We start from the raw sequence: 18,984 nt of genomic DNA, 5'->3' as shown, positions 1-18,984 counted from the left end.
CACTACTTTTTCGTTTGTTTTTCGAAATGAACATTCCTGAAAATTTTCACACCTCTTTGGGCTACACAAACCTCCGTGGTTAGGAGATTTATCTGTGGCGAGGGGATTTATCCCCGTTGGGCTGCGAAGCAGCCCTGAAATCAGGCAGCTCGGTGTGTCAGGCCGACCGAATTTATTGTTTTGGGGCCGCTTCGCAGCCCAACGGGGATAAATCCCCTCGCCACAAGAGCAGACCCGGTTCCATTTCAGGCTGAAGATTTTCCCAGCCAGGTCGATACAGGGCTCAAGACAGGAGAACCTCCCATGCGATTCGTGCTTTTTGTTGCCCTGGCCCTCAGCGTCACGGGCTGCACCCGTTGGTCGATGAACCATCACATGAACCTGGCCTACAAGGCCTATGACCGCGGCAATTGCGAGCAGGTCATGCTCGAACTGTCCCAGGTCGACCGCGCCAGCCGTGCCCGCCGCTATATGCAGCCGGAAGTCTCGATGCTGCGCGGCCAGTGCCTGGAACGGCAGAAGCTGTTTGTCGATGCGGCGCAGACCTACCAGTTCATCATCACGCAATACCCTAACAGTGAATACGCCTTCCGCGCCCGCGCCCGGCTCGAGACCCTGCAGAGCCTGGGCCATTACCCGACCCGCAGCGCGTCGGCGATCCGCCCGACGGCGTCCTGACAGGCTCATCAAGCCATGGGCCGGGGGCGATCCCTGGCCACAAGCCCCGGGTGTTTTTGTTTATGAAAGGTGTGCGCACGGACTGGCTGCCACACGACCATGAGCTATATTTGTACAAATCGTCATTGGAGCTAAATCTCTAACTTCAAGCGGCACCTGTGACCGGCAGCACTAGGCTTGAACGCTTTCGAGCGTCTGGCACCGGGATCGGGGAGAGCGAGCTGGCGTGTGCTCGTTCCGAAGTATTAGGTTGCCCCGATTCGGGGTCGTTCAAAAAGCGATACAGGACATGTACAAAAAACGGCGCATCGAACGGCAGCAGCTGTCGTGTTTCCTGAGAGTGTTTAATGGCGTCAACGGCAAGCCCATCGGTTTTTTGGGCAACGTTTCTGCAGATGGCCTGATGCTGATCAGCCATTTACCGTTGATGGTCGGCGCGGACTTTGACTTGCACCTGAAAATCCCTTCCGACGAGGGACCGCAGCAGAACATTGTGCTCCGAGCCAATTGCCTGTGGTGCCGCGAAGACGTGACGCCGCAGCATTTCGACGCCGGTTTCAGCCTGCAATGGGCGCCGCCGGAGTACGGGCAACTGATCAGCGCATTGCAGCAATATTTCAGTTTTTATCCGTTGCCGGAATCGGCCTGAGCCCCGGTCACTTTTGTTGGCGCGACACTTTGTGGGAGCGAGCAAACTCGCTCCCACAGGCTTCTCATACACCTCTTCTAGCGCTGAACCTTCGCTTCGTTATCCAGCATCTTCTCCAGCAACAACACCCCCATCTCGCCCATCTGGTGAATCGCCAGGGCCAGGTTGCGCGGGGCGCCTTCCAGGTCTTCCGATAAATCCAGGATCAGCGTGCTCACCGAACAGAAGGTTTCGTAGGTGTGCGCGAGCATGCCTTCGGGGTCGGCGTCGGGGGCGACGATGAAGTAGTCCGGTTGTTTGCCAGGCTTCTTGTCGGGTTGGCCGTGGTTGGGCTTGAGGTAATAGTCGAGGGCTCTTTGGGCGGCGTCGTCGAGCTTTTCGGGGTCGAGGGTTTCGTGGGGGGAGAGCGGGTCGGTATGGGGTGGATTGGGGGTTGGTTTGATCATATTCGTTTTTCCATGATTGGTGCTGCCACCCGGTTCGCGACTAAACGAGGGGTGGCGGCTGGACGCAGGTTAGTCGACCGGTGGAAAAACGAAGCCCGGCGCGCCCGAGGGCGCCCTGCGCACAGCCACCATCAAGTGCGGGGATAGGGGAACCCGACTGGATGACGCTTGTGCACACCGTTTTTACCACCGGGCGACTAAACCCGATCGCTGGATATCAGCGACGCGAATCAAGTTACGGGGCAAGGCCAAGGCACACAAGCCGGCGGATTCTGGCGGATCTGTAGTCCGTTGCGCAAGGCGCTGTAGTCAGTTGGAGCTTTGCTGGCTCGCTGTAGGACCTATGCGGTCCCCGCCTTTTTCCATGCAAGATATTGCGTTACCAATTGCGCCCCCAACTCACTGGGGCGCGCATCCAGGGTCGGGATGCCATGGGCGCTCAGTTGCTGATGCAGTTCGGCCCGGGCATTCAAGTAGTCCACCGTTCCGCAATAGGCCAAGGCTTCAGGCAAGTTTTGCACCGGCGCCTGGCGCAACCGGTCGAGGGCTTCTTCCCGCAGGCTGGCCACCAGTACTCGATGCTGTTGGCCCAGCCGTTTCACGGCGGCGAGCAGATCCGCGTCGTCCTCATCCCGCAAGTTGGTCACCAGCACCACCAGGGCCCGGCGTTTTTGCCGGGCCAGCAACTGGGTGACGGCTGCCTGGTAGTCGGCGGGGCGTTGGCTGCTGTCGAGGTCGTACACGGTGTTGAGCAAGACGTTGAGCTGGCCCGGGCCTTTGACCGGGGCGAGGTAGCGGGGCCGATCACTGGCGAACGTGTTCAGGCCCACGGCATCGCCCTGGCGCAGCGCGGTGTAGCTGAGCAGCAGGCAGGCGTTGAGGGCGTGGTCGAAGTGCGACAGCTCGCCGTCCTGGCTGCGCATGCGCCGGCCGCAGTCGAGCATGAAGATGATCTGTTGGTCGCGCTCGTCTTCGTATTCCCGGGCAATCGGCGTGCGATGGCGGGCCGTAGCCTTCCAGTCGATCTGGCGCAGGCTGTCGCCCTCGCGAAATTCGCGCAGTTGATGAAATTCCTGGCCCTGGCCGCGCCGTTGCCGCTGACGGATGCCGAGTTGGCTGAGCCAGTTGTCCACCGCCAGCAGTTGACCGTCGTAGAGCCTAGCGAAATCCGGGTAGACCCGGGTCTCATCGAGCGCATCCAGCAGACGCTTGTCGGTCCACAGGCCCAATGGGCTCGGCAGGTTGATTTCGCAATGTTCGAAGACGAAGTGCCCGCGCTCGAGCGGGCGCAGGCGGTAGCCGACCTGGCTGCGTTGGCCGGGTTGCAGCTCGACGGACAGGGGCAGGTTTTCGAAGTCCAGGCCATCGGGGACGTGATCGAAGACCTGCGCCTCCAGCGGTTGGGCAAAGTCATGGCTGATGTCCAAGTGGATTTCACCCCAGCGACCCAGGGCCAGGCTGCCGGGCATCTGCCGTTGTACCCGCGGCGAGGGCAGGCGCCTGACGCGCACCGCGTCGAGCAGCGCCAGGGCCAGCAAGGCCAGCAGCAGCCCCCAGTTGATCGACAGCAGCGCCGATGGCACCGTCACGCCGAGTGCCCGCAGCGTGCCCAGCGCGATGCCGAGGGCCAGCAGAAGCGCGAGCCAGATCAAGAGCAGGCGCGAGGGTTTCATGGGTGCATTCCCGTTGGAGACATGCAGAGCGCGCTTTTGTGGCGAGGGGATTTATCCCCGCTGGGCTGCGAAGCGGCCCCCTGGTTTTGTCTGACACACTGCAAGGGGCCGCTGCGCGCCCCAGCGGGGATAAATCCCCTCGCCACAATGAGTTTCTCCATCATGAAATGCGTATTCACAAGCGCGGCGCCGGCACTTGATCGAGCAGTTGCCCCAGCACCTGATCCACCGACAGCCCTTCGATGTCCAGCTCCGGCGCCAGCCGCACGCGATGGCGCAGCACCGCCAGGGCGCAGCCCTTGATGTCGTCCGGCACGACGAACTCGCCGCCGCGCAACAACGCCCGGGCCCGGGCACACCGCACCAGGGCAATCGACGCGCGCGGCCCGGCGCCGAGGGTCAGGCCCGGCCAACTGCGGGTGGTACGGGCCAGGCGTACGGCGTAGTCGAGCACCTGGTCGTCCATCGGCAGGTCGCTGGCAATGCGTTGCAGCGCTTGCACGTCCTTGGCCTGCAACACCACGCGCAGCGGTTGCACGTCGAGCATGTCGGCGCGGGTCGAGCGGCTGACCTGGCGCACCATGTCCAGCTCCTGGTCGGCGTCCGGATAGTCCATGCGCACCTTGAGCATGAAGCGGTCGAGCTCGGCTTCGGGCAACGGGTAGGTGCCTTCCTGTTCGATGGGGTTCTGGGTGGCGAGGACCATGAACGGCTGGCTGATGGGCAGGGCGCGGCCTTCGAGGGTGACCTGGCGTTCCTGCATGGCTTCGAGCAGCGCGGCCTGGGTCTTGGCCGGTGCGCGGTTGATCTCGTCGGCCAGCAGCAGGTTGGTGAACACCGGGCCCTTGCGCAGCTTGAACTGCTCGGTCTGCAAGTCGTACACCGCGTGCCCGGTGACGTCGCTGGGCATCAGGTCGGGGGTGAACTGGATGCGCGCGAACTCGCCGTTGAAACAGCGGGCCAAGGCCCGCACCAGCAAGGTCTTGCCCAGCCCGGGAACGCCTTCGAGCAGCACGTGCCCGCCGGCGATCAGCGCGGTGAGCACATCGTCGATCACCGCGCTCTGGCCGACCACCGCTTTGCGCAGCTCGGTGCGGATGGCCTGGGCCAACTGACTGGCGCGCTGGCGCTGTTGGGCAGCGTGGGCCTGGCCATCGACAGGTTCGTTCTGTTCAGTCGTCAATTCTGGAGTTCTCCTAACGGTTAAATCCTATTCCTATTAGATAAATCATCTAGTTACATGATCTAACCATTTCATGCCATGACAGGGCGGTGACATCTGAGCCGCCGACATAACCTAGCCCATTTGGAAGTGCAGGTTTGGAAAGATCAACCCAGCGAAGCGTGCGGGCAAACCCGCCTCCACCGTGCGGGATCTGGGGGTACTGCTGACCACAATCCCCGCGTCGATCAAGCGGCTCAATTCCTCCGTGGCAAGCCGATCCTTCAAACCTGTGAACACCTTGAACTCTGCACGCGGCATCGCCCCTTGGGTGAGCAGCGCCAGCACGGCAGCTGCGCTGGTATGCCTGATGCCGGCACGGCGAAGCTCAGGATCCGTTGAGAACACATGAACAACCTGCTCGCGCAGCTTGGCTGGGTTTAGCGAGGTCGTCATGTACTCAATCTGGTCGTGGCAGACATCGAGCATGAACTCGATGAAGTTGAAATAGTGACGCTGTGAGAGCTGGCCGCGCCCGTCATAGTCTCCTTCACGAGGACGATCAGCCAAAGCCAGGAAGCGATAGTACTCATCTTGCCTGCGAGCCAGGCCGCGGGACAGTGACCAGAGGAAAGGTTTTAGCCCGAGGTGAACCAGTTGCAGGTGGGTGAGCATCCGAATCACTCGACCATTGCCATCGAGGAAGGGGTGAACAAGCGCCACTCGGTGATGGCCTGCCAGGGCCGCGATCAGTTGGCGTCGCGGATCCTTTATTCGTCCGTAGTGCAACTGCAGATGCTCAAGCATGGGCAATACAACTGCAGCCGCTGGAGCGATATGCGCGCCGACCTGGACCTGTTCATCCTCTTCGACCCGCAGCCTGCCCGGTTCCATCAGGCGACCATCGCTCAGGGTGAGTTCCTGCGTGGAAGCATCTTTGAACAGTCGACGATGGATGGCCGCGATTAACCTGGGATCGAACATGGCAGAGAAATTATCCGCTGGCCGCATGCGAAGCAGCCGCTCCATCACCTCCTGCTGCGTCATGTGTTGTACGGCCAGCTCTTTGAGCTCTTTTCTTTCCCGTTTCGGTGTCGTGCGAGCAATCTGGAGGTCGGCGATCTCGGTTCGATGCCCTTCGATCAGGTTCGAGTAATAGGTATTGGTGATGCGCAACAGGCCCGCCAGTTGGCTGGATGTTTCATCGGCTAGCCGTCCTGCAAGAAAGGCGGCCTTGCGCGGCAACTGATCCGCGGCCCGGAAGATCGAGTCGGGCAGAGTCTCTGACCCTATTACCAAGTTCACAAGGCATTCCTGAGGGTTTGCAAATGGGCGACCTGGCGGCAGAACTCAGCGTTCGACGTCCGCTGTTTCGGCCGGGGGCTCAAGGCCTGGCTGATGGCTCGCGTGGGCTGGCGGGTCAGGCGGGCGAGTACCTGCCATTGTTCGGCGACGGCCAGTTGTTCGAAGCCTGGGTGAAGATGACGCGCCCGGCGCAGGACGTCTTGTTGCAAGGCATGCAACAGGTACGCCTGGCCGTTGTGGCGCAGGTGGAAACCGGCGCCGGCCTGCACATGCTCTTCCAACTGACGCCGCGCCTTGGGCGCCGGTTGTTGCAGTGGGCCATGGCGTACCGCCGAGCGCCAGAGCCATAGCGCAACCAGAGCCAGCAGGGCCACCAGTGCCTGGGGGAAATAGCGCAGCAGCAAGGTCAGCAGGTCGTCGTGGTCGGTGTTGAACAGCAGGGTGACGTCCGTGTCGGCGCTCAAATACCAGAGCAGCCAGGCGTTGTCGTATTGGTCGATGGCGTCGTTCTTCCACAGCTCGGCGTCGGTGATCACGGTGATCGAGCCCAGGCCGAGGTTCAACTGCATCATGTGGGTCGACAGTGCGCTGTTGGCCCAGGCCTGGGCCAGGTTATGCGGGTCTTCGAGGTGGAAATCGGTGTCGAAGCCGATATACGCCGGCGCCTCTTCATCTTCCAGGTAGAGCTTGGTCAGTTCCGGGTAACGGTCCTTGATCAGTTCGGGCGCGGGCTCCTTGAGGTCTTCGCTCAGGAGTTGACGCAGGCGCACGCGATCAAGCAGCAGGTCGCCACTGCTGCCGGTGTTGTTGTCCCACAAGGCTTCGGCCACAAAGACCAGGCGTCCGCCGGCCCGGGTCCAGTTCATCAACTGTTCGACTTCCCGTGGCGTCATGTGGGTTCGCTCGCCCAGCAACAGCAGGCTGTGCTGGCGAGGTTCCAGGCTGGGCAGCACGTCCAGGCTGTTGGCGTGCTCGACGTTGATACCCCGCTGGCGCAGGAAAAGTTCGGCGGCCAGGTAAGGATTGGCCTGGGCTTCAGGGGAGGGGCCGTGCTCGACGACCTCTTCATAGGGTTCGGCCTTGGTGTAGAGGTAGAGGCCGAATGCGCACACCAGCGCGGCCAGCACGGCGCCGATCAGCCACCCTGCGTGCCGCCTCATCGAGAGGCTCCCGGACCGAACAGCTCGCGCCAGCCGTCACACAATTGCTGTTGCAGGTGTGTCGGCGGTGGACGATGCCCATAGGCAATGTTCTGCCAATGTAGGGTCAGGTTTTTGCTGAAGCCCAGCAGGTTGTCCTGCTTGAGTTGTTCGACGCGTTCCAGCACCTGGCCTTCGGTGTCGGCCGGTTTCAAGGGGATCTTGAAGTCATGATGCAACCGACTGAGCAGCGCCCGGTAGAGCAGGCCCAGGGCTTCACGGGGTTGCGTGGCCCACAGTTGTTCGACGCGGGTGGCCACATCGGCGGGCAGGCTCTCTTCGCGAATATCCAGGCCGAACATGCGCGCCGGTACGGCTCGTTCCACCGGCAGGCGCTGCGTCGGTCGGCGATTGGCCAGGGCCTTGAGTCTTTCACGGTAGCGCCAGGCCAGCCAGGCGATCGCTGCCCCCAGGCAGGCCCACAGCACCACCTGGATCAGTGCGGCGGCGATGTCGAAACGTTGGCTGCCGAGCCATTTGAACAGGTCCTTGAGCCAGCTCGGTTTGGCCTCGGTCTCGGCCTCGGGGGATTCGGCAGTTTCTTCGCCGAAACGATAACGGATGACGGTCTCGGGGTTCTTGAACGGCGGGGCGTCGAGGATTGCCTTGATACCGTCCCGGGAGGCTTCGCTGGTGAGGGGCTGGTTGAGCAGCCGCGGGCTATCGGGGGCGTCGCTGTCTTCGGCGGCAAACGCCGGGGGCGTCGGCGGCAGCAGCATGAGCGCCAGCAGCATCAACACCGGGGCCACGCCGCTCAGGCGCTGGCGCAGGCGCCGGAACACCAGTTCGATGTCCCACGCTTCGAGGATCGTGCGCCGGTTCAGGTAGAGGCTGAAGCCGCAGGCGACGTACACCGGCTCCCACAAGATCAGCAGCAGTGGGTAGAGAAAGTTGACCAGGTGTTCGAACCACAACCAGTCGTGCTCGGCCGCTGACACCAGCGTCTCCCAATCCCATTGCAGTTCGACTTGTTGCGGCACGAACAGGTAGAACAGGGCCATCAGGCCGAACCACAAGGCGGTTTCCAGGTGCACGCCGATGATGGTCAACCATTGCGCCGCGCCGCGGTTGCGTTGCATCAATACCCGCAAGCGCTGCGTCCGGGCCTCACCGCTAAGCCCCTCCAGTTGTACCACCGGCATCAGGAAGCTGCGGCTCAGGCTCAGCCGGCGCCAGGTCAGGCTGGCCAGCAACTGCGGCTTGAGCAGCGCCGGCCACTGGCGCAACGCCTGGCGCAAGGTGGGGGTTTGACCAAACAGTGCCTTGGACAGAATGTACAGCGGCAGCCGGTCGAAGGCCGGCTTCAACCACCAGAACAGCATCACCACCAGCGACGGTGAGTCCCACAGCAGCAGGGTCAGCAACAGATACACCGGCAACGTGATGATCGCCCAACTGGTCATCAGCAGGCGTCGATGCTGCTGGCTCATCAACACCCCAAGGTCCATGGCTTCCCAGGTGGTGCGTGGGCGGATGACGACGGTGGCGTCACTCAGGCGCATGGCGGACCCGTCCGGCAAGCGACAGATAGCTGATGACCAACAGCCACAACAAGGCGCCCACCGTGTATTTGGTGGCGGGTGTCACGGCGCTGGAAGACCAGTAGGCCTCGATGAACGCGGCAATGAGCAGGAACAGCATCACGCCGCCGATCATCAGTACGCTTTTGCCCGCCGCGAGCCGCAGGGCCTCGCCTCGGGCCAGGCGTCCCGGGGCAATCAAAGCCCAGCCCAGTTGCAGGCCCGCGGCCCCGGCCAGGGCGATGGCGGTGAGTTCGAAGGCGCCGTGGCCAATCACGAACGACCAGAACGTTCCCCCGGAGCCGATCTGGGTCAGGTGCCCGGCCACCGCGCCAATGGTCAGGCCATTGAAAAACAGGAAGAACGCGCTCCCCAGGCCAAACATCAAGCCACTGGCAAAGGTCTGAAAGGCAATGCCGATGTTGTGCATGATGTAGTAACCGAACATGACCCAGTCCTCGCTGGCGGCGCGCTCGACCGAACGCCCCAGGTGCCCGGACGCGGGGTCATACATGCTGCGGATCTGGCTGATTTCGTCGGCGCCGAGCACGCTGTAGACCAGTTCCGGGAACAGATAGACCAGCAGCCCGATACCCACCAGGCTGCCCAGGAACATCAGGCTGGCAGCCAGCACGAATCGCCATTGTTCACGCACCAGTCGGGGAAAACCGGCCAGGATAAACGCCGAGAGACCGGCCGATGGCCGGCTGCGATCCCGGTAGAGTTGCTGGTGACCGCGCAGTGCGAGTTGTTGCAGCGTGTCGACCAGCAAGCTGCTGTAGCCCCGGGCCTGGGCCAGTGCCAGGTGGTGGCAAAGCCGTCGGTAGGTGGCGGGAAAGTCGCTGCTCTGGGGCACGCTGCGGCTGCGCTCCAGTTGGTCGAGTTGCCGGGTCAGGTGCTCCCATTCCCCTTGGTGACGGCTTTCGAACAGGCTTTGCTTCATGTTGGCCCCAGCAGGCCGCGGGCGACGCCATTGAGTTCGGCCGCGGCGTTTGGCACCTGGACGTTCAGTGGCGCGGCCAGGATGGCAGCCAGTTCGTTGACCCGCGCCTGGGACAGTTCTGCCTGGCGTTCGGCGAAGCCCAGCACGGCGCGTTGCTCATGCAGGCTGAGGGTGAAAGGTGTTCGTATCGGTGCTGCCATTGGCAATGCAGGGCGTTTGACCGGCTGTTCGCGATACACCACCAGCGTGCCGGCCGCGAGATCGCCCAAGCGCTTGAACGTCGGATGCTGCAGGCAACTGATGGCCCCGAAGGTGTAGCCGAAGGGCAGCATGTCGACGAAACGCAGCAGGTTGCGGATCAACGACGCCGACCAGCCGATGGGCCGGCCATCGTCCTGCACCACGCGCAGCCCCAGGATCTGCTTGCCGGGAGAGCGCCCCTGGTTGAGCACCTCGAACAGCACCATGTACCACCAACTGACGACAAACAGCAGGATGGACCCAAGGCCGATCCCCAGCTCGCCGAAAAACGCCAGGACCAGAAAGAAAAGCCCCAGGACCAGCCCGCGTATGCCCAGGTCGATGGCGAAGGCGATTGCACGCGGCATCAGCCCCGCCGGGCGCAGTGGCAGGTCGATGCCTTCGGGCGTTTCAACCTGATAGCGCGTGTCCAGGGGCGCGGGCAGCGTCGCGTTCCTTTGCAGTGCTGGTGTCTCGAGCATGGGCAACCTGTGATGGGCCAGACCGAATGTTCAATCTCGGCCCAGATGCTAGCAGTCTTCGTGCGGGCAAACGATACAACTGTGCAGGTCATTTCATGGTTTGCAACAGGATTGAGAAGGCGAACGCTGCCTGTATGAGCACCAGGGTTCAAACTGTGGACGTGGAACCCGTGTTGGAATTCAAAAGTTACAGGACTGCTGGTCTCGGGCGGGCCCGAGCGCCTAGACTTCGCCAGTCTTCAGTTCAGGAACAGCCCGTGACTTCCATCTTCTGGTACGACTACGAAACCACCGGCATCAACCCGCGTTGCGACCGGCCCTTGCAGGTGGCGGGTATCCGTACCGATTTCGAACTCAATGAAATCGACGAACCGGTGAACCTGTATTGCCGGCCCAGCGATGACATCCTGCCGCATCCGGCGGCCTGTGCGATTACCGGTATCACCCCGACATGCCTGGCCGAAAAAGGTTTGAGCGAAGCCGATTTCATGACCCGTGTCCACGGGCACCTGGCCGCGCCCGGAACCTGTGGCGCCGGCTACAACACCCTGCGCTTCGACGATGAAATGACCCGCTACAGCCTCTATCGAAATTTCTTCGACCCGTACGCACGGGAATGGCAGGGCGGCAACAGTCGCTGGGATTTGATCGACCTGGTGCGCGCGGCCTATGCGCTGCGCCCGCAAGGCATTGTCTGGCCGCAAGAGGACGGGCGCGTAACCCTCAAGCTCGAGCGCCTGACCGCCGCCAATGGCATCGACCATGGCCAGGCCCACGATGCGTTGTCGGACGTGCGCGCGACCATTGCCCTGGCCCGGCTGATCCGTCAGCAGCAGCCCCGGCTCTACGACTGGCTGTTCCAGTTGCGCAGTAAACAGAAGGTGATGGACCAGATCCGTCTGTTGCAGCCCATGGTGCATATTTCCGGTCGCTTCTCGGCGGCGCGCAACTACATCGGCGTGGTATTGCCGTTGGCCTGGCACCCGAAAAACCGCAACGCCCTGATCGTCTGCGACCTGCACCTGGACCCCCAGGGCCTGCTGGGCCACGATGCCGAAAGCCTGCGCCAGCGTTTGTATACCCGCCGTGAAGAATTGCTCGAAGGTGAGTTGCCGGTGCCGCTCAAGCTTATCCATATCAACAAATGCCCGGTGATCGCGCCATTGTCGGTGCTGCGTGTCGAGGACCAGCAGCGACTGGAGTTGGACATGGAGGGCTATCAGCAACGGGCAGCGCGGCTAACTGACGCACAGAAAGTTTGGCAAGATAAACTTCAGGCTATTTATGGTCGCGAGGATTTCACCGCCAGCGAGGATCCCGAGCAACAGTTATACGCGGGCTTCCTGGGGGATCGCGATCGACGTTTATGTGAACAAGTCCGCATGGCGGACCCCGCGCAATTGGCTCAAGAACGCTGGCCTTTCGATGATGAGCGTTTGCCGGAACTATTGTTCCGATATCGTGCACGCAACTTTCCAGACACGTTGAATCCTGAAGAGCAGGAGCGTTGGAGAGTTTTCTGTCAACAACGGCTGTCATCCCCGGAGTGGGGCGCGCCTAATACCTTGGAAAGTTTTGATGCTGCGATGGGGGAGTGGATGGACCTGTCTACACCAGTGCAGCAAGAAGTACTCAGGGAGTGGCAGGGTTACAGCCAGCAATTGCGCAAACGTTTAAGCCTTGAGCCGCGATGAAGTGAAAAGATGACAGGCAAAAAAAACGCCAGCAATCGCTGGCGTTTTTTGTTCGCTAAGAACGCTGCGAACCGGTGGGGCTTAGCCCAGCAGGGTTGCCCAGCCTTCAACCACGTCACCGCCCCACTTGGCTTTCCACTCTTTCAGAGTCTTGTGGTTGCCACCTTTGGTTTCGATGACTTCGCCGTTGTGCGGGTTCTTGTATTGCTTAACTTTGCGAGCGCGTTTGGTGCCGGTAGTTTTCACGGCGCCACGTGGTGCTTTGCTCGACTTGGCTTCTGGATCCAGCAGGGCAATGATGTCGCGCAGCGACTTGGAGTATTCGCCCATCAGAGTGCGCAGTTTGCCTTCGAATTCAAGCTCGGTTTGCAGTTTGTCGTCTTGGGACAGGTTTTTCAGGCGAGCTTGCAGTTCTTTGATAGCTTCTTCTGTGGCGCGGTATTCATTGATCAAGGACATGTGGACTACCTTATGTAGGACGCGGGTGACAAGGACACAGTGCGACAATAGTAATCAGACAGTTTCATCAAGTAAACATTTAACCGGTGTTTTATTTAATTAATTAGTGCTACGCCACAAAAACGCCTGTTGCAGTTAAATACCGCGACAGAGTCTTCACATCTGTTCACACATATAGCTTGCTTTCCCGGGCCTCGCCGGTCGTGGCCCGGGGGCCGTCGTCGAGATTTGGCGTCTCATCGATACTGCAGTTTTGCCGCGCAATGGCTAGAATGGCCGCCTTTGCGAAGTTCTGGAGTTTCCCTAATGCGCACTTTTCGTCTGGTGATTGCTTGCCCGGACCGCGTCGGCATCGTTGCTAAAGTCAGTAACTTTCTGGCGTCCCATAACGGCTGGATCACCGAAGCAAGCCATCACTCGGACAATCAAAGCGGTTGGTTTTTCATGCGTCACGAGATTCGTGCCGACTCGCTGCCCTTCGGTATCGAAGCCTTCCGTGAAGCATTCGCCCCCATTGCCGAAGAGTTCTCGATGGACTGGCGTATCACCGACACCGCGCAGAAAAAGCGCGTGGTGCTGATGGCCAGTCGTGAGTCCCACTGCCTGGCTGACTTGCTGCACCGCTGGCACAGCGATGAGCTCGATTGCGACATCGCCTGTGTGATTTCCAACCATGATGACTTGCGCAGCATGGTGGAATGGCACGGCATCCCTTACTACCACGTGCCGGTCAACCCGCAGGACAAGCAGCCGGCGTTCGCCGAAGTCTCGCGGTTGGTCAAGCAGCACGATGCCGAGGTGGTGGTGCTGGCCCGCTACATGCAGATCCTGCCGCCGGCCTTGTGCCGCGAATACGCCCATAAGGTCATCAACATCCACCACAGTTTCCTGCCGTCGTTCGTCGGGGCCAAGCCGTACCACCAGGCCTCGATGCGTGGTGTGAAGCTGATTGGCGCCACCTGCCACTACGTGACCGAAGAGCTGGATGCCGGCCCGATCATCGAGCAGGACGTGGTGCGCGTCAGCCACAGCGACAGCATCGAAGACATGGTGCGTTTCGGCCGTGACGTAGAGAAGATGGTGTTGGCCCGGGGCCTGCGTTATCACCTGGAAGACCGGGTGCTGGTGCACGGCAACAAGACCGTGGTCTTCTGACTACACTGCCAAGGGCCTGGACGAGTGATCGCCAGGCCTTTTTTCATGAGGTTCGCCATGACCGATCCATTGGACAAAGCCACTTCCAAGGCGCCAGCCACCTTGGGCGAGGGCTGCCTCAGCCGCTATGACCCCGACGTGTTGAGCCCGGAGGATGGCACCGAGTTTCCCGATGCCGCGCAATTGTGGGAGCAATTGCATCCCCAGGACGAGCCCGAACAGGCGCCGTGACCGGTCAGGCTTGCCTGAGCCGGATCAGCTTCTTGATCAATGGCCGCCCGACCATCAGGAAGAACACCGGCCCGCCGGCCACCAGGTAAAAGTAATAGGTCACCGCCCGCCAGATCAGGATCGCCGCCGCTGCGGTGGACTTGCCCACCATGGGGGCCAGCAGCGCCGCCGACGTCAGCTCGGCCGCCCCGGCACCGCCCGGCAGCAGGCTGAACTGTCCCGCGCTCAAGGACAGCATCTGGATCAGGAAACTCCAGGCCCACTGCAAGTCCGCGCCCAGCCCCTTCAATGCCAGGTACAAAACGCTGTAACGCAACGCCCAATGCAGACAGGTCAGGCCGAAGACCTGGAACAGGGTTTGTCGTGGCAATTTCAAGGTGTCGGTGAAGGCCGCGAGGAAGTTCAGGATCTTGCGGCCCCAGCGTCGGCGGGTGGCGGTCTTTACCCGCAAGTGCCGCAGTACACGAGCGCCCAGCAGAATCAGCCAGCGATGATAGCGAGCCACCAGCACGCAGCCGAACAGCCCGCCAAACAACGAAATCGCGCTCAATGCCAGCATCCATTCCAGGCGCTGGCTGAGGTTCTGGAACAGCGCATAAAACAGAATGCCCACCAAGGCGCAGAGGAAGAACAGCAAGTCGCTCAGTTGATCCATGGCGAACACCGCGCTGCCATGGGCCGGGCGCACACCGTTGCGCGCCAGCAGGGCCATCAGCGTCAGTGGGCCGCCACTGCCTCCGGGCGTCGCGCACATGGCGAACTCGGTGGACATCACCACGCCCATGCTTTTCCACCCGCCGATGCGCCCACGGTATTCACCCAGCAACAGGCGCAGGCGCACGGAATTCAAGCCCCAGCACAGCACGATCATGCCGAGCATGGCCAGCAGTAGCGACAAGGGAAAGCGCTGCACCCGCGACCACATTTCCCCGCCGCCAACCAGCAGCGGCACCAACAGCGCCGTGAGCAGGGCGGCGCCCAGCCAGATCAGCCGTTTCATGCGGCGCTGCGGGCCCGCAGCCCCTGGGTTGCCAGCCAGCCGACCTTGGTCATCGGCACGCGACCATCGTTGAGCAGGCGTTCGAGGGTGCGCAGCCAATAGCCCCGGGAAAAGGTATGGCGCATGTCCACCGGGTGCAGGCCCAGGCGAATCACCGGCGCCTGGCGCCAGCGCTGTTCGCGTTGGTCGCTGATGACTTTCGACAGGCCACGGCGCCAGGCGCTGCGGGCACTCCAGACCAGCCCCGGCGCGTCGATGGCGCTGAAGTCTGGCAGGCGATAGAGGTGTTGGGTGTCACTGGTGTAGCTCAGGGGTAACTGGCGCAAGGCTTGGCGCGTGCCTTCGCTCATCAGCCAGGCCGGGGCCACGAAACCTTCCAGCGGCCAATGGTAGCGCTCGAAAGTGTCGATACCGGCGCGCAGGCGGGCGAGGGCGACGGCCTCGGACAGGTTGTAGAACTCACCCTCATGGGTATAGACCCGGCGCATGAACCAGTCCTTGGGGTGGCGGGCGACAGGGCCGTCGTCGCAATGGTAGTAGCCATGCAACACCAGCTCATCGCCGCGCTCGACCCGGCTATCGAGCAGGCGCCGAAAGCCGGGGTGAGCCTCCAAGGCATTGTTGCGGTGAAAGTCAGGTACCACCAACCAGGTCATCGGCACGTGGCCGAGGGCGTCAACGGCTTCGATGAAGGGCTGGTAGTCGGGCCAGGTTTGCGGTGCCACGTCGTGCAGCACCAATAGCACGCTGGGCGAAGAACTCATCGACACGGTCCTCGCCTCAACCATTGGCCAGCAACGGCATTTGTTCGCCGAGCACGGCGTAGTAGTGCCCCAGCAAGCTGTTGACCACGGTATCCCAGGCGTAATGACGCTCCACGTGCCGGCGTGCCAATACCCCCCGGCGCTGACAGCCTTCGGAAAACAGTTGGCGCACGGCATTGGCCATGGCCTGTGGATTGTTGGGCATGCACAGCAGGCCGCAGTCTTCGTTGACGATTTCGGTAAAGGCCCCGGCCGCCACCGCCACCACGGGAATACCGCTGGCCATGGCTTCGAGGATCACCAGGCCGAAGGTTTCCTGGTCGCCGGCGTGCAGCAAGGCATCGGCGCTGGCCATGAGCCGGGCGACTTGCGGCGCCGGGCAGAACTCATCGATCACCGTGACGTTGTCCGGCACCAAGGCGGGCATCGATGAGCCCACCAGGAGCAGGTGGTAGCGCTCGCCCAGGCGTTTCATGCACTTGAGCAGCACCGGCAGGTTTTTTTCCTTGGAGCCGCGACCGGCGAAAATCAGCAGGCGCGCGTCTTCGGCGATGCCCAGCTCGGCGCGCAACTCCGGGTCGCGGGCGGCCGGGTTGAAGGTTTGCAGGTCGACGCCCAACGGTTGCACGTAGACGTTCTTGACCCCCAACCCGGTCAGTTTGTCGGCCATGACCTGGCTCGGCGCCAGGACCCGGTCGAAATTGCCGTACAACTTGCTGACATAGGCTTCGATGTTGGGAGTGAACCAGTTGCCCATACGGTTGCTGACCAGCAGTGGCAGGTCGGAGTGATAGAAACCGATGACGGGCACGTCGAGCTGGCGACGGGCATCCAGCGCGGCCCATGCCGTGAGGTAGGGATCGCCGACTTCAATCAGATCGGGCTGTAGATCGCGCAGGACATTGCGCCAGGGGGCCAGGCGAAGGGGGAAACGATAGCCCTTGCCGAACGGCAGTGCAGGGGCAGGAACCTTGTAGATCCCATCGTGCTCGCTCAAATGCGCGCCGGGGATCAACAGACTGTGGCGAATACCGGGCCGATCGCCCAGGCGCCGGTGCTTGGCATCCAGATAAGTGCGCACGCCTCCGCTGGCGGGGGCGTAGAACATGGTTATGTCCGCTATATGCACGATGAACGTCCCTCCGGTCAGTGTTCTCCTGTGTTGACCTTTAGTAAGAATAGATGTTCGGTTGGGTTATGGTGACGTAGCGGCTATGTAAATGAATACGTGGCGAGGGGGCTTGCTCCCGCTGGACCGGGCTGGCGCTCCAGTGCGAAGCACTCCCAAGATTTTGGGGCCGCTTCGCAGCCCAGCGGGAGCAAGCGCCCTCGCCACATGAGTGCGACCACATGCGATTTTTATTTCCTGCGCCGGGGCCTTAATGCGCCAGGCGTGCTTTTATATAAGCGTGCAAAATGGCGTCATATCGCAAACACCACGGGTGACTACATGCCTGACTCATCGCAACTCGTTATCGGGGCCGACCTTGGCGGCCAGCCCATCGCCCAGGCCATGCGCCTGGCGAACCGTCATGGTCTGGTGGCGGGCGCCACCGGTACCGGCAAGACCGTCACCTTGCAGCGCCTGGCCGAAATGTTCAGCGATGCCGGCGTGGCGGTGTTCGCGGCGGACATCAAGGGTGACCTGTGCGGCCTGGGTGCTGCCGGCAATCCCCAGGGCAAGATCGCCGAACGTATCGCCGGCATGCCCTGGCTCAACCACAAGCCCCAGGCTTACCCGGTGACCTTGTGGGATATCCACGGGCAGTCCGGCCATCCGCTGCGCACCACCTTGAGTGAAATGGGCCCGTTGTTGATCGGCAGTCTGCTGGAGCTGACGGACAGCCAGCAGTCGGCGCTCTACGCCGCGTTCAAGGTGGCCGACCGTGAAGGCCTGTTGTTGCTGGACCTCAAGGACCTGAAGGCGCTGCTCAACCATCTCAAGGACAACCCACAATTGCTGGGGGACGACGCTGCCTTGATGACCACCGGTTCCAGCCAGGCGTTGTTGCGACGCTTGTCCACCCTGGAACAGCAGGGCGCGGACGCGTTGTTCGGCGAGCCAGCCTTGCAGCTCGAAGACATCCTGCAACCGGCCAGCGATGGCCGGGGCCGCATCCACTTGCTCGACGCCAGCCGCCTGGTCCATGAAGCACCAAAGGTCTACGCGACGTTCCTGTTGTGGCTGCTGGCCGAGCTGTTCGAGCAGTTGCCTGAGCGCGGCGATGCGGACAAACCGCTGCTGGCGCTGTTCTTCGACGAGGCGCACCTGCTCTTTGCCGGGACGCCCAAGGCTTTGCAGGAGCGCCTGGAGCAAGTGGTGCGGCTGATCCGTTCCAAGGGCGTGGGGGTGTATTTCGTGACCCAGTCGCCGGGCGACTTGCCGGACGACGTGCTGGCGCAGTTGGGCTTGCGCATCCAGCACGGGTTGCGGGCCTTTACTGCCAAGGAGCAGAAATCCCTGCGGGCGGTGGCCGACGGGTTCCGGCCCAACCCGCAGTTCGATGCCCTGGCGGTGCTCACCGAACTGGGCATCGGTGAAGCCCTGGTGGGCACCTTGCAGGAAAAAGGCACGCCGGAAATGGTCCAGCGCGTGCTGGTGGCGCCGCCGCAATCGCGCATCGGGCCGCTGAGCGAGGCCGAGCGTGCCGGGTTGATCGCCAGCTCGCCGCTGCAAGGACGCTACGACAAGCCCATTGATCGTGAATCGGCCTATGAAGTGCTGATGGGCCGCAAAGGGCTGGAACCGCAGGCCGAAGAGGCACCGGGCAAGCCGACGGCGCAAGAACCGAGCTTCACCGAAAAGGCCGGGGAATTCCTCGGCACCGCGGCCGGTCAGGCGCTTAAATCGGCGATGCGCCAGGCGGCCAATCAGTTGGGGCGGCAATTGGTGCGGGGGTTGATGGGCTCGTTGCTCGGTGGCAGCAAGCGCCGGTAGGCAAGGCCGAGTTGCTTTCACCAGGGAGGCGGGAGTTTGTGTGTATATCCGTTTTTTTGGTAACGGCTGCTGGCGGTTCCGCTCTTACAGCCAGCCCTTTCAAGGTCTTTGATAAAATCCCCCAAAACCAGTCAGGGTGACGAAAGCAGTGTGGGCAGAAGTTCTAGCGCGGTTTGAGAAAAAAGCACCGGCCAGTGTCATGACCAGAGTGGTATTGGAACAGGCTGTTCCTGCTGAATGGATCGATCAGGTGTTCGAAGAGCACCGTCAGCGGCAGTACCCACGTGAGCTTTTGTTTTCAACCATCGTTGAACTGATGTCCCTTGTTTCATTGGGCTTGCGACCTTCGCTGCATGCCGCCGCGCGGCAGATGGAAGATCTTCCTGTCAGCTTGGCGGCGCTGTATGACAAGGTCAGTCGTACAGAGCCTGCGCTACTGCGCGCCC

General features: G+C 61.9%; 18 protein-coding genes and 1 pseudogene. 7 read left to right on the top strand and 12 right to left on the bottom strand.

Annotated features, from left to right (window positions below; genetic code table 11):
* The first annotated feature begins 303 nt into the window (after positions 1-303).
* Positions 304-678, top strand: coding sequence for a tetratricopeptide repeat protein (locus tag BT116_RS16150; protein ID WP_053124682.1), 375 nt, complete (start codon positions 304-306; stop codon positions 676-678).
* A 289-nt stretch (positions 679-967) separates the two neighbouring features.
* Positions 968-1,327 (top strand): PilZ domain-containing protein, encoded by a 360-nt coding sequence (locus BT116_RS16145; protein ID WP_072345510.1) that lies wholly within the window; start codon positions 968-970, stop codon positions 1,325-1,327.
* A gap of 77 nt (positions 1,328-1,404) precedes the next feature.
* Here the strand turns inward: BT116_RS16145 and BT116_RS16140 are convergent, their stop codons facing one another.
* The 8 genes from BT116_RS16140 to BT116_RS16105 all read right to left on the bottom strand — a co-directional run bounded on the left by BT116_RS16140 (position 1,405) and on the right by BT116_RS16105 (position 10,297).
* On the bottom strand, positions 1,405-1,773 hold the full coding sequence (locus BT116_RS16140) for a DUF6124 family protein (RefSeq protein WP_072345508.1): 369 nt from the start codon (positions 1,771-1,773) through the stop codon (positions 1,405-1,407).
* Positions 1,774-2,114: 341 nt separating this feature from the next.
* Positions 2,115-3,446: a DUF58 domain-containing protein gene (locus BT116_RS16135; RefSeq protein WP_072345506.1), complete on the bottom strand. Its 1,332-nt coding sequence runs from the start codon at positions 3,444-3,446 to the stop codon at positions 2,115-2,117.
* Positions 3,447-3,621: 175 nt separating this feature from the next.
* Positions 3,622-4,629, bottom strand: coding sequence for an AAA family ATPase (locus BT116_RS16130; RefSeq protein ID WP_072345504.1), 1,008 nt, complete (start codon positions 4,627-4,629; stop codon positions 3,622-3,624).
* 114 nt (positions 4,630-4,743) lie between these two features.
* Complete coding sequence (locus BT116_RS16125; RefSeq protein ID WP_083569157.1) at positions 4,744-5,913, bottom strand: Fic family protein; 1,170 nt, start codon at positions 5,911-5,913, stop codon at positions 4,744-4,746.
* Positions 5,910-7,073, bottom strand: a complete 1,164-nt coding sequence (locus BT116_RS16120) for a DUF4350 domain-containing protein (protein WP_072345501.1) — start codon at positions 7,071-7,073, stop codon at positions 5,910-5,912. Before BT116_RS16120 ends, BT116_RS16125 begins: the two co-directional genes overlap by 4 nt.
* Positions 7,070-8,614 carry a DUF4129 domain-containing protein gene (locus BT116_RS16115; protein ID WP_072345499.1) on the bottom strand — a complete coding sequence of 515 codons (1,545 nt, stop codon included), beginning with the start codon at positions 8,612-8,614 and terminating at the stop codon, positions 7,070-7,072. The genes BT116_RS16120 and BT116_RS16115 overlap by 4 nt, the downstream gene beginning before the upstream one ends.
* Positions 8,601-9,575 carry a stage II sporulation protein M gene (locus BT116_RS16110; protein ID WP_072345497.1) on the bottom strand — a complete coding sequence of 325 codons (975 nt, stop codon included), beginning with the start codon at positions 9,573-9,575 and terminating at the stop codon, positions 8,601-8,603. The genes BT116_RS16115 and BT116_RS16110 overlap by 14 nt, the downstream gene beginning before the upstream one ends.
* Positions 9,572-10,297, bottom strand: a complete 726-nt coding sequence (locus BT116_RS16105; RefSeq protein WP_072345495.1) for an RDD family protein — start codon at positions 10,295-10,297, stop codon at positions 9,572-9,574. Before BT116_RS16105 ends, BT116_RS16110 begins: the two co-directional genes overlap by 4 nt.
* Before the next feature lie 257 nt (positions 10,298-10,554).
* On the opposite strand from BT116_RS16105, the gene sbcB reads away from it, so the two are divergent.
* On the top strand, positions 10,555-11,991 hold the full coding sequence (sbcB, locus tag BT116_RS16100; RefSeq protein WP_072345493.1) for an exodeoxyribonuclease I: 1,437 nt from the start codon (positions 10,555-10,557) through the stop codon (positions 11,989-11,991).
* 81 nt (positions 11,992-12,072) lie between these two features.
* Here the strand turns inward: sbcB and mvaT are convergent, their stop codons facing one another.
* Entirely contained in the window at positions 12,073-12,450 is a 378-nt protein-coding gene (gene mvaT, locus BT116_RS16095; RefSeq protein WP_003205091.1) for a histone-like nucleoid-structuring protein MvaT, read from the bottom strand.
* Positions 12,451-12,756: 306 nt separating this feature from the next.
* On the opposite strand from mvaT, the gene purU reads away from it, so the two are divergent.
* The gene (purU, locus tag BT116_RS16090; RefSeq protein WP_003205089.1) at positions 12,757-13,605 is read left to right on the top strand and encodes a formyltetrahydrofolate deformylase; all 849 of its coding nucleotides are present in this window, start codon (positions 12,757-12,759) and stop codon (positions 13,603-13,605) included.
* A gap of 57 nt (positions 13,606-13,662) precedes the next feature.
* Positions 13,663-13,836, top strand: a complete 174-nt coding sequence (locus BT116_RS31060; RefSeq protein ID WP_170846006.1) for a hypothetical protein — start codon at positions 13,663-13,665, stop codon at positions 13,834-13,836.
* Between the two features lie 4 nt (positions 13,837-13,840).
* On the opposite strand, the gene BT116_RS16085 is transcribed toward BT116_RS31060, so the two are convergent.
* From BT116_RS16085 to BT116_RS16075, 3 genes are read right to left on the bottom strand one after another with little or no spacing between them, the layout of a single operon-like run.
* Positions 13,841-14,836, bottom strand: coding sequence for a glucosaminyl phosphatidylglycerol flippase (locus tag BT116_RS16085; RefSeq protein WP_072345491.1), 996 nt, complete (start codon positions 14,834-14,836; stop codon positions 13,841-13,843).
* Entirely contained in the window at positions 14,833-15,600 is a 768-nt protein-coding gene (locus tag BT116_RS16080; RefSeq protein ID WP_072345489.1) for an N-acetylglucosaminyl phosphatidylglycerol deacetylase, read from the bottom strand. The genes BT116_RS16085 and BT116_RS16080 overlap by 4 nt, the downstream gene beginning before the upstream one ends.
* Before the next feature lie 16 nt (positions 15,601-15,616).
* The gene (locus BT116_RS16075) at positions 15,617-16,708 is read right to left on the bottom strand and encodes an N-acetylglucosaminyl phosphatidylglycerol synthase (RefSeq protein ID WP_083569156.1); all 1,092 of its coding nucleotides are present in this window, start codon (positions 16,706-16,708) and stop codon (positions 15,617-15,619) included.
* A 342-nt stretch (positions 16,709-17,050) separates the two neighbouring features.
* Here BT116_RS16075 and BT116_RS16070 point away from each other — a divergent pair, with 342 nt between their 5' ends.
* Complete coding sequence (locus tag BT116_RS16070) at positions 17,051-18,538, top strand: helicase HerA-like domain-containing protein (protein WP_072345485.1); 1,488 nt, start codon at positions 17,051-17,053, stop codon at positions 18,536-18,538.
* Positions 18,539-18,737: 199 nt separating this feature from the next.
* Positions 18,738-18,984 (top strand): annotated as a pseudogene (locus BT116_RS16065) (IS4 family transposase); the annotation flags it as partial.

Origin of the sequence: Pseudomonas sp. NFACC16-2 (assembly GCF_900119205.1) — a bacterium.
Lineage (GTDB): Bacteria > Pseudomonadota > Gammaproteobacteria > Pseudomonadales > Pseudomonadaceae > Aquipseudomonas > Aquipseudomonas fluorescens_Q.
This window is presented reverse-complemented; position numbering and strand designations above follow the sequence as displayed.

Coding starts and splice junctions, on each gene's coding strand:
- BT116_RS16150 (WP_053124682.1), top strand. CDS start 304: ATGCGATTCGTGCTTTTTGTTGCCCTGGCCCTCAGCGTCACGGGCTGC.
- BT116_RS16145 (WP_072345510.1), top strand. CDS start 968: ATGTACAAAAAACGGCGCATCGAACGGCAGCAGCTGTCGTGTTTCCTG.
- BT116_RS16140 (WP_072345508.1), bottom strand. CDS start 1,773: ATGATCAAACCAACCCCCAATCCACCCCATACCGACCCGCTCTCCCCC.
- BT116_RS16135 (WP_072345506.1), bottom strand. CDS start 3,446: ATGAAACCCTCGCGCCTGCTCTTGATCTGGCTCGCGCTTCTGCTGGCC.
- BT116_RS16120 (WP_072345501.1), bottom strand. CDS start 7,073: ATGAGGCGGCACGCAGGGTGGCTGATCGGCGCCGTGCTGGCCGCGCTG.
- BT116_RS16115 (WP_072345499.1), bottom strand. CDS start 8,614: ATGCGCCTGAGTGACGCCACCGTCGTCATCCGCCCACGCACCACCTGG.
- BT116_RS16110 (WP_072345497.1), bottom strand. CDS start 9,575: ATGAAGCAAAGCCTGTTCGAAAGCCGTCACCAAGGGGAATGGGAGCAC.
- BT116_RS16105 (WP_072345495.1), bottom strand. CDS start 10,297: ATGCTCGAGACACCAGCACTGCAAAGGAACGCGACGCTGCCCGCGCCC.
- mvaT (WP_003205091.1), bottom strand. CDS start 12,450: ATGTCCTTGATCAATGAATACCGCGCCACAGAAGAAGCTATCAAAGAA.
- purU (WP_003205089.1), top strand. CDS start 12,757: ATGCGCACTTTTCGTCTGGTGATTGCTTGCCCGGACCGCGTCGGCATC.
- BT116_RS31060 (WP_170846006.1), top strand. CDS start 13,663: ATGACCGATCCATTGGACAAAGCCACTTCCAAGGCGCCAGCCACCTTG.
- BT116_RS16085 (WP_072345491.1), bottom strand. CDS start 14,836: ATGAAACGGCTGATCTGGCTGGGCGCCGCCCTGCTCACGGCGCTGTTG.
- BT116_RS16080 (WP_072345489.1), bottom strand. CDS start 15,600: ATGAGTTCTTCGCCCAGCGTGCTATTGGTGCTGCACGACGTGGCACCG.
- BT116_RS16075 (WP_083569156.1), bottom strand. CDS start 16,708: ATGTTCTACGCCCCCGCCAGCGGAGGCGTGCGCACTTATCTGGATGCC.
- BT116_RS16070 (WP_072345485.1), top strand. CDS start 17,051: ATGCCTGACTCATCGCAACTCGTTATCGGGGCCGACCTTGGCGGCCAG.